Annotated in this window: 21 protein-coding genes and 1 pseudogene; 16 read left to right on the top strand and 6 right to left on the bottom strand. The window is 45.4% G+C overall.

Going from position 1 to position 16840, the window contains the following annotated elements; genetic code table 11:
* The first annotated feature begins 26 nt into the window (after positions 1–26).
* Complete coding sequence (locus ACXAD6_RS08970) at positions 27–611, top strand: recombinase family protein (RefSeq protein ID WP_474968579.1); 585 nt, start codon at positions 27–29, stop codon at positions 609–611.
* Between the two features lie 31 nt (positions 612–642).
* Here the strand turns inward: ACXAD6_RS08970 and ACXAD6_RS08975 are convergent, their stop codons facing one another.
* The gene (locus ACXAD6_RS08975) at positions 643–885 is read right to left on the bottom strand and encodes a hypothetical protein (RefSeq protein WP_474968580.1); all 243 of its coding nucleotides are present in this window, start codon (positions 883–885) and stop codon (positions 643–645) included.
* Between the two features lie 504 nt (positions 886–1389).
* Here ACXAD6_RS08975 and ACXAD6_RS08980 point away from each other — a divergent pair.
* From ACXAD6_RS08980 to ACXAD6_RS09000, 5 genes and pseudogenes are all read left to right on the top strand, one after another.
* On the top strand, positions 1390–1662 hold the full coding sequence (locus ACXAD6_RS08980) for a hypothetical protein (RefSeq protein WP_474968581.1): 273 nt from the start codon (positions 1390–1392) through the stop codon (positions 1660–1662).
* Between the two features lie 166 nt (positions 1663–1828).
* Positions 1829–1918 (top strand): annotated as a pseudogene (locus ACXAD6_RS08985) (YneF family protein); the annotation flags it as partial.
* Positions 1919–2059: 141 nt separating this feature from the next.
* Entirely contained in the window at positions 2060–2764 is a 705-nt protein-coding gene (locus ACXAD6_RS08990; RefSeq protein ID WP_027954298.1) for a cytochrome c biogenesis CcdA family protein, read from the top strand.
* Positions 2765–2832: 68 nt separating this feature from the next.
* Positions 2833–3276 (top strand): Na(+)/H(+) antiporter subunit B, encoded by a 444-nt coding sequence (locus ACXAD6_RS08995; RefSeq protein WP_474968582.1) that lies wholly within the window; start codon positions 2833–2835, stop codon positions 3274–3276.
* A gap of 100 nt (positions 3277–3376) precedes the next feature.
* Positions 3377–3859 (top strand): CcdC family protein, encoded by a 483-nt coding sequence (locus ACXAD6_RS09000; RefSeq protein WP_474968583.1) that lies wholly within the window; start codon positions 3377–3379, stop codon positions 3857–3859.
* 17 nt (positions 3860–3876) lie between these two features.
* On the opposite strand, the gene ACXAD6_RS09005 is transcribed toward ACXAD6_RS09000, so the two are convergent.
* Positions 3877–4305 (bottom strand): DUF2621 domain-containing protein, encoded by a 429-nt coding sequence (locus ACXAD6_RS09005; RefSeq protein ID WP_027954301.1) that lies wholly within the window; start codon positions 4303–4305, stop codon positions 3877–3879.
* Positions 4306–4583: 278 nt separating this feature from the next.
* Between ACXAD6_RS09005 and acnA the strand changes: the two genes are divergently transcribed.
* The 7 genes from acnA (at position 4584) to ACXAD6_RS09040 (ending at position 11663) form a co-directional block, all read left to right on the top strand.
* Complete coding sequence (gene acnA / locus ACXAD6_RS09010) at positions 4584–7289, top strand: aconitate hydratase AcnA (protein WP_474968584.1); 2706 nt, start codon at positions 4584–4586, stop codon at positions 7287–7289.
* Positions 7290–7404: 115 nt separating this feature from the next.
* Positions 7405–7992, top strand: a complete 588-nt coding sequence (locus tag ACXAD6_RS09015; RefSeq protein ID WP_474968585.1) for a TlpA family protein disulfide reductase — start codon at positions 7405–7407, stop codon at positions 7990–7992.
* A 50-nt stretch (positions 7993–8042) separates the two neighbouring features.
* Complete coding sequence (locus tag ACXAD6_RS09020) at positions 8043–8186, top strand: FbpB family small basic protein (protein ID WP_084163013.1); 144 nt, start codon at positions 8043–8045, stop codon at positions 8184–8186.
* A gap of 110 nt (positions 8187–8296) precedes the next feature.
* The gene (tlp, locus tag ACXAD6_RS09025) at positions 8297–8551 is read left to right on the top strand and encodes a small acid-soluble spore protein Tlp (RefSeq protein WP_474968586.1); all 255 of its coding nucleotides are present in this window, start codon (positions 8297–8299) and stop codon (positions 8549–8551) included.
* Between the two features lie 117 nt (positions 8552–8668).
* Positions 8669–10924, top strand: a complete 2256-nt coding sequence (locus ACXAD6_RS09030) for an AAA family ATPase (RefSeq protein ID WP_474968587.1) — start codon at positions 8669–8671, stop codon at positions 10922–10924.
* Between the two features lie 2 nt (positions 10925–10926).
* A complete protein-coding gene (locus ACXAD6_RS09035; protein WP_474968588.1) occupies positions 10927–11352 on the top strand; it encodes an acyl-CoA thioesterase in 426 nt (141 codons plus the stop codon).
* The gene (locus tag ACXAD6_RS09040; RefSeq protein ID WP_474968589.1) at positions 11352–11663 is read left to right on the top strand and encodes a hypothetical protein; all 312 of its coding nucleotides are present in this window, start codon (positions 11352–11354) and stop codon (positions 11661–11663) included. Before ACXAD6_RS09035 ends, ACXAD6_RS09040 begins: the two co-directional genes overlap by 1 nt.
* A 23-nt stretch (positions 11664–11686) precedes the next feature.
* On the opposite strand, the gene ACXAD6_RS09045 is transcribed toward ACXAD6_RS09040, so the two are convergent.
* From ACXAD6_RS09045 to plsY, 4 genes are all read right to left on the bottom strand, one after another.
* On the bottom strand, positions 11687–11977 hold the full coding sequence (locus ACXAD6_RS09045; protein WP_474968590.1) for a HesB/YadR/YfhF family protein: 291 nt from the start codon (positions 11975–11977) through the stop codon (positions 11687–11689).
* 84 nt (positions 11978–12061) lie between these two features.
* The gene (yidD, locus tag ACXAD6_RS09050) at positions 12062–12295 is read right to left on the bottom strand and encodes a membrane protein insertion efficiency factor YidD (protein ID WP_474968591.1); all 234 of its coding nucleotides are present in this window, start codon (positions 12293–12295) and stop codon (positions 12062–12064) included.
* Complete coding sequence (gene folE2, locus ACXAD6_RS09055) at positions 12292–13236, bottom strand: GTP cyclohydrolase FolE2 (RefSeq protein ID WP_027954310.1); 945 nt, start codon at positions 13234–13236, stop codon at positions 12292–12294. Before folE2 ends, yidD begins: the two co-directional genes overlap by 4 nt.
* Positions 13237–13382: 146 nt before the next feature.
* A complete protein-coding gene (plsY, locus tag ACXAD6_RS09060; RefSeq protein WP_474968592.1) occupies positions 13383–13982 on the bottom strand; it encodes a glycerol-3-phosphate 1-O-acyltransferase PlsY in 600 nt (199 codons plus the stop codon).
* 19 nt (positions 13983–14001) lie between these two features.
* Here plsY and ACXAD6_RS09065 point away from each other — a divergent pair, with 19 nt between their 5' ends.
* The 3 genes from ACXAD6_RS09065 to ACXAD6_RS09075 all read left to right on the top strand — a co-directional run bounded on the left by ACXAD6_RS09065 (position 14002) and on the right by ACXAD6_RS09075 (position 16831).
* The gene (locus tag ACXAD6_RS09065) at positions 14002–14130 is read left to right on the top strand and encodes a hypothetical protein (RefSeq protein ID WP_474968593.1); all 129 of its coding nucleotides are present in this window, start codon (positions 14002–14004) and stop codon (positions 14128–14130) included.
* Between the two features lie 110 nt (positions 14131–14240).
* Positions 14241–15308, top strand: a complete 1068-nt coding sequence (locus ACXAD6_RS09070) for an ABC transporter ATP-binding protein (protein WP_474968594.1) — start codon at positions 14241–14243, stop codon at positions 15306–15308.
* On the top strand, positions 15305–16831 hold the full coding sequence (locus tag ACXAD6_RS09075; RefSeq protein ID WP_474968595.1) for an ABC transporter permease/substrate-binding protein: 1527 nt from the start codon (positions 15305–15307) through the stop codon (positions 16829–16831). Before ACXAD6_RS09070 ends, ACXAD6_RS09075 begins: the two co-directional genes overlap by 4 nt.
* The last annotated feature ends 9 nt before the right edge of the window (positions 16832–16840 follow it).

Genomic DNA, 16840 nt, shown 5'->3' on the forward strand with positions numbered 1-16840 from the left:
AAACGTAAAGGGGATTTGATACATAAATGAAAATTGGGTATGCAAGAGTCAGTACACAAGACCAAAGTTTAGACTTACAAACTGATGCGTTAAAGAACGAGGGTTGCGAAAAAGTATTCTTTGAAAAAATGAGCGGTATGAAGGACGATAGACCAGAGCTACAACAACTATTGGATTATGCTAGAAAAGGGGATACCCTTGTGGTCTACAAATTAGACCGACTAGGACGCTCCACTAAGAAGCTAATTGAATTAACTGAAGACCTGGAGAAGCGGGGTATTGAGTTAGTCAGTATACACGATAATATTGATACCACCACCGCAGTAGGAAAAGCTATGTTTCGAATGTTAGCCGTTTTAAGTGAGATGGAGCGGGATTTAATATCGGAAAGAACAAGGGCTGGCTTAGAAAGTGCAAGAGCACGAGGTCGAAAAGGCGGTAGACCTAAAAAAGACGAGAGACAAACTGAGAAAGCTTTAAAGCTTTATGATACAGAGCAATATACGGTTAAAGAAATTGAAGAGATGACTAACGTTTCAAAAGCTACATTATATAGGGCTATTCGAGAAAGAAAAAATACTGTGGTAGATAGTAAAAAAGCTTCCTGTTAATGGAAGCTTTTTTTATTTTAGTTCTTATGCTTCATTGTGACCACCGATTTTGTTTAATTAAAAGTTCTTTTAATCTTTCAAACATCTTAGGATGATAATTTACTGAGTTTGAATGGTTATTTATTTCTGTGTTGTTTAAAACATCTTTAGAAACCAACCATATTTTTTCTTTATCACTTTTGTCCTGGTAGCAATTTACGACAAAAGAAACTGTTCGTCCATTTTCGTTTTCAGATTTATAAACTTCCCCTCTGACAAAGCATTGTTTAGCCATTTACCATACTCCTCTCTTCATTTTGGAATTATCCACATGAATTGAACTAAACAATTTTAAAGACCTCTCTGAATACTATGACAGGGTCCATAATTCTTCCCATGGAGTTATTGCCAAGTAATCATCTCCCTTCCTTATATAGTAGATTAAATACATAGAAAAATTAACCATAAACTCTGGGTTTCGAGAAAAAACTGTAGGTAGTAAATAAACTTCTGGCAGAACGGTGTTCGTTTCTTATGGGGGGCGTAGTTTACAGGTTAGATTCATTAATTATGTCTTGTGGGGGCTTGTACTGAGCTTCCTCGCAAATAGGAGGTATATAGGGGCGATACGAGAAGATTTCTTCTTATTATAATAGGTGAGTTCTATTTACCATTAAATTACCATACAGTATGTCTATATCTTTATAAAGGGAGTGTTTAAGTGTTCCAATACAAAGTGAAATGTTTGTTTCCAAAAGACATAAATCCAAAGAAAGATGTCCATCTAGGAGATACCTCAGTGCAAATCATTGGTTTTCATGGTAATCCAAGTATTCATATCGCTAAATCATATATGTTAGCTGATGGTAATCACGTGGAACACGATACTGGTAGTTTTTATCACATTTTACATTTTAAATCTGGAACCACTGCCGTGAACTATCACGAAAAACAATTCGAACAGGTCGGGAAGATAATACAGTTGAACGAACATTGGAACGTATTTTACCAAGACTTAGATGAAGATGTTTTAATCCCTATTCCAAAAGAATACTTTTTGCCTGTTAAATAGATTAAGTACATCTGGAAAGACAGAATACTGTTGAGGTCTCGATGAAAAATAAAGCAGATTAATTAAAGAAGGGTAAAATTATGGACAAAACCCATATTTATTGGTATATTTTTCTCAATAGAAAAAGTGGTAGTTTAAGAAATTAAAAACCTTGATATGATGCGGGTTACGCACATTGATGATGCAGATGGGCCAAAAGCCTTCTCAGAAGAAGATCAATCAGATGATGCGTTCCATGAACAACCAAATGAAATAATTAATCAAGCCTTCTTTCCCGGGAAAGAAGGCTTTCTCTATGAGGGCCGTTCAACAGATGTTCACATCGCCGTGTCCTTTTAGCAGATTCATCTGCTAAAATAGACAGCGGATCATATCATGAAATAGGAAGGGGAGACTGATTATGGATGTTAATTTATTCCTTGCCTTTGGAGCAGGCTTTTTATCGTTTATTTCCCCATGTGTCTTTCCTTTATATCCCGCCTTTCTTTCGTACATAACAGGAATGAGTGTGCAGGAATTAAAAGAGGACAATGGCATGTTGAAGCGGACCAGTTTTATACATACGCTTCTTTTTCTGCTGGGCTTCACAACAATTTTCCTGATTTTAGGTTTTTCCGGCTCGTTCTTTTCCCAGTTTCTTATCCAAAACGAAACGATCATCCGGAGACTGGGGGCCATTCTCATTATTTTCTTCGGGTTTGTCATTATTGGTGTATTCAATTTCGACTTCTTAATGAAAGACCGGAAAATCACCTTTAAGAACAGACCATCCGGGTACTTAGGGACATTTTTAATCGGCCTTACGTTTTCGCTCGGGTGGACCCCGTGTACCGGACCGATTCTTGCTGCTGTCCTTTCCCTGGCTGCTGATTCACCTGATTTGTTTCTCGTGATGATGATCGCCTATTCCCTGGGTTTTTCAATTCCTTTTTTTGCGCTTTCCTTCTTCATCGGACGTCTGGGATGGATCAGAAGGCACAGCGCGGGTATTGTAAAAGCAGGTGGGTACATTATGATTGCCGTAGGAATTGCCCTGTATTTCAACTGGATGTACATGCTTACGTCCTATTTAGCCGGCTTGTTTGATTTTCAAGGGTTTTAATGCGTGGATTTTACCCGTTTTTTGTATTATCATGAAAATAGAAAACATATCACTAAAGGAGAAATCGTATGACCCGGACCAATGACATCATTTTACGAACCACTACAACGCTGATCGCCTTCATTCTGCTTGGGTTTTCAGCCTACTTGTTTTTCGCCGGCCACAATGCGCCGGGAGGAGGCTTTATTGGGGGCCTCATGACATCAGCGGCTATTGTGCTGATGTATATGGCCTACGGAATCAAATCGATGGAGAAGATTCTTCCGATCAATTTCAGGCATGTGATTCCTGTTGGACTGTTGATTGCAGCATTGACGGGTATCGGTGGTCTTTTATTTGACCAGCCGTTTTTGACCCAGACCTTTGCCTATTTCCAGCTTCCTGTCCTGGGTAAAACCGAGCTTGCTACAGCACTGCTGTTTGATCTTGGAGTGTATCTTGCTGTCGTAGGCGTGACGATGACCATTATTCTCACCATTGCGAACGACCGCGGGGAAGAGGAAGGTGTGTAAGGACCTGTGAAATCACGGGAACTTTAGCTGAAGGTGAAAGGGACCGCGGTGATCCTCAATTCTTGATCCGTACTAGATGGAACAGAAAGAGTGGATTTATATGTTTTGGTTGATTGCAAGTACGGTGGCAGCCGCTTTCATGGCTACAGCGATGATCTTCGTGCGCCTGAGAGCAGCTAGAAAGCCTGCCAGTGTGAAAAAAATTATTCTACCGCCATTCTTTATGAGTACAGGCGCCTTGATGTTTGTTTTACCGATTTTTCGTGTCGAGTGGACGCAGGTTCTCGAGGCTGTATCCATCGGAGCGCTTTTTTCTATCTTCCTCATCCGGACCTCGAAATTCGAAGTCCGGGATGGCGATATTTACTTAAAACCTTCAAAGTCATTCATCATGATTTTGTTCGGACTTCTTGCTGTAAGGATCATTTTTAAATTGATCGTCGGCCAGCATGTGTCTCTGGGAGAGACGAGCGGTATGTTTTTCCTGCTCGCCTTTGGCATGATTATTACCTGGCGCCTTGCCATGCTGAAACAGTACTTAAGCCTGGAAAAGAAGATACAGACAGGAAAGGACCCCGCCTGAACAGCGGGGTCCTTTTTTCAATTCTCCAGAAGCGTCTGGTACGGAGTCATATCGATTTCTTTTTCATTCAACTTCCTGACCAGAAACTTATGGTCCCTTTTCGGTGTGGCAAGAATGTAGCCTTCGATGAGAATTTCTTCTGTGATTTTTTTCTTGCGGCTGCTGAGGGCAAGTTCACCAATGCGGCCGGCAATTTTCTGGCGTGCTACATCCCTGAACAGTTCTGGAACAGGAGAAATCAGTTCCTCCAAGAGCTCCTTCTGATCCTTCGACCACATATGCCGGGTCTTGTCCACATAGTATTCTTCCCAGTCTATGGTCGATTTTCCATCCTCTTTTGGGAGTCGTTTTAAAAATTTCCGGAACATAAAAAATCCGCCGATGGCCATCAGGCTGACCATAATGATTATCCAGCCGACTATAAAGAGTGCAAAACCACCTGACATAAGATCACCCGTTTCATATTCAAATCTTTGTTAATTTTATTATAATTCGAAGTGTAAGCAAACTCAAGTAGAGATGGAATGTTGTTTTTTGTTTAAAAAACTCCCAATTCAGAAAAATTTGCTGTCATTCATTTTACTTATAAATCGTTTTCATTTACAATTAATAGTGCGGATTTGATACCTGGGTAATACATAAGGGTTCAAATGTACAAATTTGGGGAACAATGACGCCTCTATAAAGGCCATTGTTTGAATATTGATGAGGGGGTAAAAGGAAAATGGCTAGCAATGCATTTCAAGCTCGCAAACAATTTGACCTAAACGGCCAAACCTATAACTATTATGATCTGAAAGCCTTAGAAGATGCGGGACACGGCAAGGTTTCCCGTCTGCCTTTCTCCATCCGTATCCTACTGGAGTCTCTGCTTCGTCAGCACGACGGACGTGTCATCAAAGATGAGCACGTGGAGAGTCTAGCAAACTGGGGAACTGAAAAATCAAAAGGGGAAGATGTACCATTCAAACCTTCCCGTGTTATTCTGCAGGACTTCACCGGCGTACCGGCTGTTGTTGATCTTGCTTCCTTGAGAAGAGCAATGGTCGACATGGGCGGAAGTCCAGACAAAATCAACCCGGAAGTACCGGTGGATCTTGTCATCGACCACTCTGTCCAGGTGGATAAATACGGCACACCTGATGCACTGAATGTGAATATGGAGCTTGAGTTTGAACGAAACAAAGAGCGTTATGAATTCCTTCACTGGGCCCAGAAAGCTTTTGATAACTACCGTGCTGTTCCACCGGCAACAGGTATTGTCCACCAGGTAAACCTTGAATATATTGCAAATGTCGTTCACGCGCTGGAAGCGGAAGACGGCACCTATGAGGCTTACCCGGATACACTTGTAGGTACAGACTCCCATACGACGATGATCAACGGTCTCGGTGTTCTTGGCTGGGGTGTTGGTGGCATTGAGGCTGAAGCTGGAATGCTTGGTCAGCCGTCTTATTTCCCTGCACCGGAAGTCATCGGGGTCAAGCTGAATGGCAGCTTCCCACAGGGGACAACAGCTACGGACCTTGCATTGAAAGTAACCCAGGTGCTTCGTGAGCAGAACGTTGTCGGGAAGTTTGTGGAGTTCTTTGGTCCAGGACTACAGGAAATGCCATTGGCTGACCGTGCTACGATTTCCAACATGGCACCGGAATATGGAGCTACATGCGGCTTCTTCCCGGTGGACGGGGAATCTCTGGAATATCTCCGTCTGACTGGACGAAGCGAAGAGCAGATCAACCTTGTCGAAGAATATTCCAAGCGCAACAACCTCTGGTATGATCCATCTTTCGAAGATCCTGAATTTACGTCATTGGTTGAAATCGATCTCGGGGAGCTGGAGCCGAACTTGTCCGGTCCTAAGCGTCCACAGGATTTGATTCCATTATCCAAGATGAAGGACTCCTTCGAAAAAGCGATCACCGGCCCTGCCGGCAACCACGGATTCGGACTTGATAAGTCTGAATTTAAGAAAGAGGCGGAAGTCCAGTTCGAAAACGGCGACAAAACGGTCATGAAAACAGGTGCTCTTGCAATCGCAGCGATCACGTCCTGTACAAACACCTCCAACCCGCACGTTATGCTTGGAGCCGGACTTGTTGCGAAAAAAGCGGTGGAAGCCGGACTGCAGGTTCCTGACTATGTGAAGACGTCCCTTGCACCGGGCTCCAAGGTTGTAACCCGCTATCTTGAGGATTCAGGATTAATGGATTACTTAAACCAGCTTGGCTTCAACCTTGTCGGGTACGGCTGTACCACATGTATCGGAAACTCCGGTCCGCTTCTTCCTGAGATTGAAAAAGCGATTGCTGACAGTGACCTTACCGTGTCCTCTGTTCTTTCCGGTAACCGGAACTTTGAAGGGCGTATCCACCCGCTCGTGAAAGCCAACTACCTGGCTTCTCCGCCGCTTGTTGTTGCGTATGCACTGGCTGGTACGGTTGATATCGACCTGAAAAATGAGCCGATCGGTAAAACAGCGGATGGAAAAGGTATCTACTTTGACGATGTCTGGCCTTCCCAGGAAGAAATTAAAGCGGAAATCGCCCGCGTAGTGACTCCGGAAATCTTCCGTAAAGAATATGAAAGTGTCTTCAATTCCAATGAAAAATGGAATGAAATCCAGACGACAGATGAGCCATTATATGATTGGAATGATGATTCCACATATATCCAGAACCCGCCGTTCTTTGAAGGTCTTTCCAAAGATCCCGAGACAGTTAAACCACTGAATGGAATGCGGGTTGTTGGTAAGTTCGGTGATTCTGTTACGACGGACCACATTTCACCGGCAGGAGCGATTCCAAAAGATATGCCGGCAGGAGAGTACCTGCAGGATAAAGGAGTCAGCCCGCGTAACTTCAACTCCTACGGTTCCCGCCGTGGTAACCATGAAGTGATGATGCGCGGAACGTTCGCCAACATCCGGATCCGTAACGAGCTTGCGCCGGGTACAGAAGGTGGATTTACAACTTACTGGCCGACAGAAGAAGTCATGCCGATTTATACGGCAGCTATGAAGTATCAGGAGGATCAAACGCCTCTGATGGTCATTGCCGGTAATGATTATGGTATGGGAAGTTCCCGTGACTGGGCGGCCAAGGGGACCGACCTTCTCGGCATTAAGACAGTAATCGCTGAGAGCTTTGAGCGTATCCACCGTTCCAACCTTGTCATGATGGGAGTTCTTCCACTGCAGTTCAAACCGGAAGATTCTGTTGAATCCCTTGGTCTTACAGGTCGGGAGACGTTCGACGTTGAAGTCGGTGAAGACGTGAAGCCGCGTGACCTTGTTAAGGTAACCGCTGTGGATGAAGAAGGCAATAAGAAAGAATTTGATGTCATTGCCCGTTTTGACAGTGAAGTGGAAGTGGATTACTACCGCCATGGTGGAATCCTGCAGATGGTTCTGCGTAATAAGCTTAAATAATGGGAAAGAGAGGCCGCTCTTTTGAGCGGTCTTTTTTTATTCCCGGCTTTACGGACATAATCTTTTTTTATATTCTTATACATAGAATAAGGACAACCAGAAGCGGGGGAAATCTATGCAGAAATGGATCGCTGGTCTTTTTTTAGCCGGACTTCTCATATTCGGCCTCTTTTCTGTAACACAGGAAAAAAGCGCGGAACATCAGACTTCAGATGAGCCTGGAATCAGCGGCAGTCAGGACGGTACAGGGATGACGGCCCCCAATGCTCCTGAAGGGCTGCAGGTGGGAGGTACTGCTCCTGATTTTACGTTGGAAACTCTCGAGGGTGAAAAGGTCAGCCTCTCTGATTTTAAAGGGAAAAAGGTGTTTCTGAATTACTGGGCGACATGGTGTCCGCCGTGCAGGGAAGAAATGCCTGAAATGCAGCGTTTTCAGGAAGCATATGGAGAAGAAGTCGTTATCCTTGCTGTGAATGGGACAGGTTCTGAAAAAAGCATAGAGAATGTTGCTACGTTCGTAGAGGACGGAGGCTACACGTTCCCAGTGCTGCTGGATAAGGAATTATCCTTGAATCAGGATTATCAGATCATTTCGATACCGACCACCTATTTCATCGGGACAGACGGCACTATCCAGGAGCCCCGGATCGTAGGGCCAATGACATATGAGGATATGGAAAAAATGAAAAATGCGCTAAAATAGGAATAATTTTTGTCCAAAGTGGAAATCATACCAGTAAAGGAGAGATTTCCATGAGAAAACATAAACCTGTTTCTTTTGAAGAGCGTGTAAAAGAAAACATAAGAACGATTGAGTCTGATCAAAAGCTGATGGATCAGATTGATGATCGTATAGAAAAAAGACATAAGGACCGTTTAAAGCAGATTCCGTCATAAACCGGAATCTGCTTTTCTTTTTTTACGTGTTCATAAATCCGTCCTTTATGGGGAAAGTAAGGATGACTCCATGAGGATGGGGCGATTGAACGCAGACAGGAGGGTTTTGTATGTCTCATAAACAACAGCATATGGCCAATCAAAAACCAAATCCAGATAACCGTGCCGACAATGTAGACCGGATTCAGGAGAAAGTGCAGAACACGATTGAAAACATTGAAGCTTCTCATGATGCTCTTGCGTATGCTACAGAAGAGGAACAGCATAACATTGAAGACAAAAACAAACGGAGAAATGAGTCTCTCCGAGCGATGAGGCAGGAGATCAAAGAAGAGTCCGCCCATTCCCGACATCAACAATATTAAAGAGCTGACCGCTTCTCTAAAAGGAGAAGCGGTTTTTCATATCGTGTGCATCTTCATCTACATGTTCCGGTGACTATGATAAAATGTAAACCGGTGATAGAAAAGGAAGTGATGTAGATGCTGAATACGTTGAGACAATGGAAAAGTATAGATCAGGCCCCTCCTATTACAGAGGTGGAGGCCCTCCGGTATGTGAATGAAGGGACGGAGGACAAGGAACTGAAAGCGGTCCTTTATACCGCCCTTGCTTATCACAGGATGAAAAGACACCCCGGGGAAGACCCACTGGCTGATCAGTTTATTGATGAAGCCCGCCGGCTGGAAGGGTCCCACTCCCTGGTTACCGATCTTTATGAGTCAAAACAGCTGATGAAGGCGTACGCCATACTGAAGGAGACACCTTTGGAGCAGTGGATCCTCCACGAGACGGACCATGACTCTGCAAAAGCTAAAAAAGTAAAATCGATACATGAAGATGTGAAAGAAGTCATCAGTCAATGGAATCATGACCTGGCAGAAAAGCCCCTGCTTGATGTTTCCAGTCGTCTGAAAATTTACCAGGATATTTATAACGAGCTGGTAGAGCTGAAGGAGATGCTTGAAGAAGCCATCCATTCCATTGAGAATCGGAGAATCCGTGTACCGGTCAAGGAAGTGAATGAGCGGACAAGGCAGCTTTCTGATAAACAGGATGACATCCACCGGCGGCTGCCGGAGTTTTTAACGGAAACAGCAAGCCGTAATCCGTTGGAAGCCCTGGATCAAATGGTCGGCCTGCAGGATGTAAAAGACTACATCCACCGCTACTACCGCTTCCTGCAGTATCAGCAGGAACGGAAAAACTTCGGCTTTACCATGGTGGATGAACCAGGGTTACATATGATCATTACAGGTAACCCGGGGACAGGGAAAACGACGATGGCCCGACTGTTGGCTAATATTTACCATGAGCTTGGTATTCTTGATACGAAAGAGGTTGTTGAAGTCAACCGTTCGCATCTGGTCGGTTCATATGTCGGACAAAGTGAAGAGAACACGATGAACTATGTGAAACAGGCCATCGGTGGGGTGTTGTTCATTGACGAAGCCTACAGCTTGCGCAGGGAAGGTCAGACAGGCAATGATTATGGACAAGCCGTCATAGACACCCTGGTGTCTGCCATGACAAGCAAGGAATACGGCGGAAAGTTTGCGGTCATCATGGCTGGGTATCCAGAGGAAATGCGCCAGTTCTTATGGTCCAACCCAGGACTAAGGAGCCGATTCCCGGAGCAGAATCACATTGAACTCCCGGACTATCAGATGGATGAACTCATGAATATAGCCGAACAGACGGCGCTTGAGAATGATTTCTTTTTTACAGAACAGGCCAGAAAGCAGTTTGACTCCCTGATCGATAAAGAACGGGTCGATGATTCATTCGGAAATGCCAGAACAGTAAAAAACCTGGTGTTAAAAACGGTGTTTCACAAAGGAGCACAGGAAGCAGAGCGTGATAAACAGCACTGGCTTGATCATATGCGGATTACGACGGAAGACTTATCGTGGGATAAGGACGATAAGCTGGAAGAGCGTTCCCCTATGCAGCGGCTTGATGAATTGATCGGTCTTTCAAGTGTTAAAACAGAAGTCCGGAAGTTGTCATCATTCGTGCAGGCCCAGCAGAAACGGAAAGAAAAAGGATACCCGGTTGTACCTATTCAGCTTCATTCCGTTTTCTCAGGAAACCCGGGAACAGGGAAGACAACCGTCGCCTCCATCTATGCCGATGTATTAAAAGAATGCGGTCTATTGAAGAGGGGGCACATGGTTGTCGCATCCCGATCTGATCTTGTAGCCGGCTATGTCGGTCAGACCGCCATAAAAACAAAACGAAAAATCAGAGAAGCGCTCGGCGGTGTTCTTTTTATAGATGAAGCGTATGCCCTTTATAATGGGGGACGTGATGATTTCGGAAAAGAAGCCATTGAAACACTCGTAGATGAGATGACAAAGCATAATGAAAACCTCGTTGTCATTTTAGCGGGTTATAAGGTCGAGATGGAGCAGCTGGTTGAAAGTAATCCAGGGCTGTCGTCCCGATTCAAGAAATACTTTCAGTTCCCTGATTACACAGAACAGGAGCTGTTGGAAATGACCCACTACCATGCACAGAATTACGGTTACTTTTTCAATGAATGGGCCGAGTCGTACCTGCTCGAAAAATATGCCGGCCACTATATTCGCGGAAACGGACGTTTTGTTAATAATCTAGTAAATGAGGCCGTCCAATACCAGGCCATCCGTATGCTTGAAGATGAGCCTGAGGATATGAACGAGCTTGAACTGCCAGACTTGGAAAAAGCCTGGAGTGCAGTGAGAAGGGAGTCTTAGTGATGAAAATTGTGGAAACACCAATCCAGGTCAGGTATCAGGAAACCGATATGATGGGAGTCGTCTATCATGCCAATTATTTGATTTGGTTTGAAATCGGCCGGACCGCTTTTATCGACGGCCTGGGGTTCAGCTATGCGGAAATTGAAAAAGAAGGAGTCGTTTCACCGGTCATTGACGCACAGGTCAGTTTTAAAAAGCCTGTCCGCTACGGAGATGATGTCTGCGTGCGCACATGGGTGGAGTCCTATGACGGTCTCCGGGTATCCTACGGGTATGAAGTGGTGCACGCTGACGGGTCTACAGCCGTGACTGGTGTCACCAAGCACGTAGTTGTAAAAAGCGGCAGTTTCCGCCCGGTGTCTATCCGAAAAAGCTTTCCTGCATGGCATGAGGCTTATCTTTCAGCAATGGAGACGACAGGCTGATGGCGTTCGGTGTAAAAAGGGAAGAGCTGCAGGCGTGGAAACATCAAGTCCAGAATGGGGAAGTAGCATTTCTTACACATTTCTGGATCGATGATCGTTTTCCAGGCTGTGATACCGTGACAAAAGCCGGATGCAGTGACCTGGATGCATTAAAGGAGTGGGGAAGCCGCTACGACCTTCACCCGGGATGGATCCATCTTGACCCTTATCCTCATTTTGATTTGTTCGGAAATAAACAGTATGAGATATTAAAAGCGGAAGGCAGATGGGATCATATTGAGCGTTTCGCGCTCAGGAGAAAAGAGACATAAATAAAGACGCCCCAAGGGCGTCTTTATTTTTTATATTCGAAGGAAGGTTCTTCCCATTTTGTATCATATTGAACTTCAAGAGAATGATCATCAAAATACCAGGCATCATCTGATTCTATAAAGAAATGAATCCGTCCTGTTTTTGTTTCGGCGACCGGTTCAGTAGGTTCCTCCAATTTAATTGCCAGGGAAAATCCAGGCTGAAGGCCCCCGGTCCCACCGTACCTGACGTAAAAACGGAGATGGGCCTGTTCATCAATATCGAGTTCATTTTCGTACCATTCGGCAGCTTCTTCGGTTACAGTTAAATTCATATCTCAGCTCAACTCCTGTCATTAAAAATCATCTATATCCTGCTATATCCGTAAAGAGGAGAAGGTAAACGTTCCGTCTCCGCTTTACTTGTCTGCGTGTTCTTTTTTCATCGGTACAGGGTCGAATCCACCCGGATGGAAAGGATGGCATTTTAAAATCCGCCGCGCCGTCAGCCATGTTCCTTTAAAAAAGCCAAAGCGCTTATAAGCCTCAAGTCCGTATGAGGAGCAGGTAGGCTGAAAACGGCAGCTCGGTGGAAAAAAGGGGCTGATTCCCTTTTGATAAAAACGGATCATGCCGATCATGACCTGTTTCATCGTTCTTCCTGTGTACGCTCCAGCTTCTTGTCGTAGCTCAAGGAAGCCACTGCGTCGTGAAGGTGAATCGATTCCTCATTCCGGCACTGAACTTCAAAGGATTCCACAAATGGATATTCATACAGATCGGCAGCGACAAGACGGACGATATCCTCGACAAACCGAGGGTTCTCATAGGCCTGCTCCGTGACCATTTTCTCATCCGGACGTTTGAGCACCGGGTGGATCCTGGCACTTGCATTGCTTTCAGCGGCTTCCAGCAGGGCAGCTTTCCAATCGATCTCCTGTTCATTGAAGTCGTCTGTCAGTTTGACCGTCATCGTCACATTCCCGCGTTGATTGTGCGCACTGTACTCACTGATTTCCTTCGAGCATGGGCACAGCGTCGTAATTTTCCCAGTCAGGGATACCGTGACATCATGACCGGTCTCCTGATCGTACTCCACCCGGATAGTGGCATCAGCATGATTCATTCCTGTCAGGTCGGAATAAGGACCTTTCCTCTCAAAGAACCATGGGAAGGTGACTTCCACTTCAGCGTCCGTCTGTTTCAGGCGTCCGGCCAGTTCTTCGGTGAACTGCTTCAATGTTTCAATATCTATGGCAAAACCTTCGTTGTGATATTTATCAAGCTGTTCAGTGAACCGGCTCATATTCGTTCCTTTACTGCCTTTAGCAATCGAGGAACCAAAGGAAAAAGTACCGATGGTCGTTTGAATCTGCGGGGTCATGCTGCTTGGGATACGGATCGGATGCTTCACGTTGGAAATACCGACCATATCAATATCGAATAGAAAATCTTTTCTTGAATTTTGAAGATCAGCCATCTGATCTTTTTCAACGGGTTTCGTGCGCGGACCTGGATCGACAGACCCGAATAATTTATGTCTTTCTTCTTTAGTAGGCAGCTGTTTTGTCTGATTTAGTTCGGTTTTATTCATAGCAAGGACTCCTTTCAGGCCTTCTTTCTATGTCAAAGTATACCTTATGTATTTCTTTAATGACAATGGAATGCTTATGGAAATGTGCCGTCTATCTAGGATGCTTCAATTAAAGAAAGCCTATCCTTGGAGGACAGGCTTTCGTGTTACATCCACGTGATTTTAGGTTCTGTCTTATTGATGATTCTTTTAATATTAGAGCGGTGCCGGTAGATGACAAAAATCGTAAAGACAGATATCACCATCGTCAAGCCATACTCCTGCAGAAGGATGGAAGCTGTTATCCCGACAAGCCCGCACACCATTGAGGAAAGGGATACATATTTGGTCAAATATAATAGGATGAAAAACGATAGCACAAGTACAAGAAACACCAGAGGGTTCACTCCGAGAATCACGCCTCCGGACGTAGCGACGGCCTTCCCTCCCTTGAACCCGGCAAATACGGGATACATATGACCAATCACGGCAAAAATACCTATAATAAGCGGGATGACTTCTGCTCCGAGAAAAAATGGAAGGGCGGCAGCCAGCGTCCCTTTTAAAATATCGGCAATCGTAACGATCAAGCCGGCTTTTACTCCGAGAACGCGGAACGTATTCGTCCCACCGAGATTTCCGCTGCCATGTTCTCTGATATCTGTGCCATAACCCACTTTTCCAACGATCAGTCCTGATGGAATGGAGCCGAGGAGATAGGCGGTAAGGGAATAGAGTAGATATTCCAATAAGTTCAACTCCTTCATTACTTTCTTTTATTTTATCATGACGACGTTGGAGAAAGAACGGAAAATTCTATCAGCTTCTCTTTCTTCCAAGAACCTCTATGTATATGACGGAAAGCTGCAAATCAAACGCCGCAACATCTTATTATACCAATCAGAAAAGTTGTGACAAGGCTTTTCCACCGCTTTTGTGCGGGAAGGTTGAATAATTGCAATAGGTTTCAAGGTGTGTGAATGTGGGTAAATAGTACGGTCTTTAGTTTATGAAGGAGGAAATGCATGATAACTTTTACAGATGTGTCCAAAACGTACCCGGATGGGACGGCGGCTTTAAAACATATAAATCTCGAGGTGAAAGAAGGGGAACTGCTCACCCTGATCGGTCCGAGTGGATGTGGAAAGACAACGACGATGAAAATGATCAACCGGCTCATTCATCCAACTGATGGGACGATAGCGATACATAATAAGGACATTAAAGAATACAACGTTCATGAACTGCGTTGGAACATCGGTTATGTTCTTCAGGAAATCGCCCTCTTTCCACACATGACGATTGAGGAGAACATCGCCATTGTTCCTGAAATGAAGAAATGGAAGAAAAAAGATGTATCCGCGCGGATTGATGAGTTGATGCAGATGGTCGGTCTTGACCCTGAGAAACACCGGAAACGTAAACCGAGTGAACTTTCAGGTGGACAGCAGCAGCGTGTAGGGGTGATTAGAGCATTGGCAGCGGACCCGGATATTATCCTCATGGACGAACCGTTCAGTGCCCTTGATCCAATCAGCCGGGAGCAGCTTCAAAAGGATATCCGGAACCTGCAGCAGGAAATTAAAAAGACCATTGTGTTCGTGACGCACGATATGGATGAAGCCCTGGCCCTGGGAGACCGCGTCTGCCTGATGAAAGAAGGCGGGATTGTCCAGGTCGATACACCGCAGAATTTCCTTCTCCATCCGGCGGATGATTTTGTCCGTGATTTTATCGGAGGCAGGAAATCCCCATGGCTGACAGCTGTGGATATCATTATGGATCAGTCCGGAAGCAGGATTTTCCCTTATCACGACTTTCAACAGGGGCTGATTCCGGACAACGGATCGTATGTTCTCACCTCAGAAAAAGGTGTGTATCAAACAGGCGTCACGGACGGCAGGGAAGTCATGATGCCGGTCCTGAAGAACGGAACGGTTCTCCGGGAAGCCGTCTCTGAATTTGAAAAAGGCTCCCACCGGGTTCTTCCCGTTATAAAAGGAGACCAGCTCGTCGGTACTCTTTCCTATAAAGATATCGTTCATTACTTAAAAGAGAAATCTGATGAGGAACAGGGGGCTGTTCAGCTGTGAATGGATTTATTCAGGTTTTTGCAGAACGACAGGATGTACTGTGGGAGAAAGTGTGGGAGCACCTGCAGATCTCCATTATTGCCCTTGTGATCGCAACATTGATTTCTGTACCGCTCGGCTTGCTGTTAACGAGAAAATTGAACATTGCTGAACCTGTAATCGGGGTGACAGCGGTTCTTCAGACTATTCCCAGCCTGGCCGTCCTCGCTTTCTTGATTCCATTTTTCGGAATCGGCGAAACGCCCGCCATCATAGCTTTGGCAGCATATGGACTGCTTCCAATACTCAGAAATACGTACACTGGAATAAAAGAAGTGGATCCGGCATTAAAAGAAGCGGCTACCGGGATGGGAATGAGTTCCTTCAGACGGTTATCCCGCGTCGAACTGCCTATTGCGATGCCGGTCATCATGGCGGGTATCCGGACATCGATGGTCTTGATTGTGGGTACGACGACCATTGCCGCACTCATTGGAGCTGGAGGCCTTGGTGACTTGATCCTGCTCGGTCTTGATCGTGGAGGCGATGCCAATTTGATCCTTCTCGGAGCGATTCCTGCGGCTCTGCTTGCGATTCTGTTGGATCTCATCCTCCGATTGTTTGAACGGACATCAGCAAAGTCCGGGTTCCGCTCGCTCGTCAGTCTTCTTGTTATTGCCGCACTCATCGCTGTAGGACCGCTGCTGTTCAGCAGCAAATCGCAGAATGATCTCGTTCTCGGGGCTAAACTCGGGTCCGAACCGGCCATTTTAATCAACATGTACAAACTTCTCATCGAAGAGGAAACAGATCTTCAGGTTGGTTTAAAACCAAACCTTGGGAAAACAGACCTTGTTTTCAGCGCTCTTGAAGAAGGAAGCATTGATGTTTATCCTGAATTCACAGGAACTGCCATCGTTTCCCTTATGGGAGAACAGGCGCAAAGTAACAAGGAACAGGAAGTTTACCAGCAGGCAGCCGATGGAATGAGTGAACAATATGACATGGCCTACCTGGAGCCGATGCAGTTCAATAATACGTATGCTGTCGCAACGACGGAAGAGCTTGCCGGGCAGTACGGACTGGAAAGCATCGGGGACTTGAAACAAGTGGAAGATCAAATAACAGCCGGATTCACCCTCGAATTCAATGACCGCCAGGACGGTTATCAGGGAATGAAGGAAGTGTATGATCTTAATCTCGGGGAAGTAAGAACAATGGATCCAGGTCTCCGCCAGGGAGCGATCTCCAATGGCGAAGTGGACATCATTGATGCCTATGCCACAGCAGGGTATATGGTGGACTTGAACCTCAAAGTGCTGGAAGATCCGGAAAATCTGTTTCCTCCGTACCAGGGTGCCCCGTTGATGAGACAGGAAACACTTGATCAGTTTCCGGAAATCGAAGATGCTTTAAATCAACTGGGCGGTAGGATTACCGGAGATGAAATGCGGGAAATGAACTATGAAGTGGATTTTGAAGACCGTTCACCAGAAACGGTGGCCCGTGAATATCTCGTTGAAGAAGGGCTTATCGAAGAATAGGAGGAATGG

Source organism: Halobacillus sp. ABH2_015 (genome assembly GCF_056158945.1).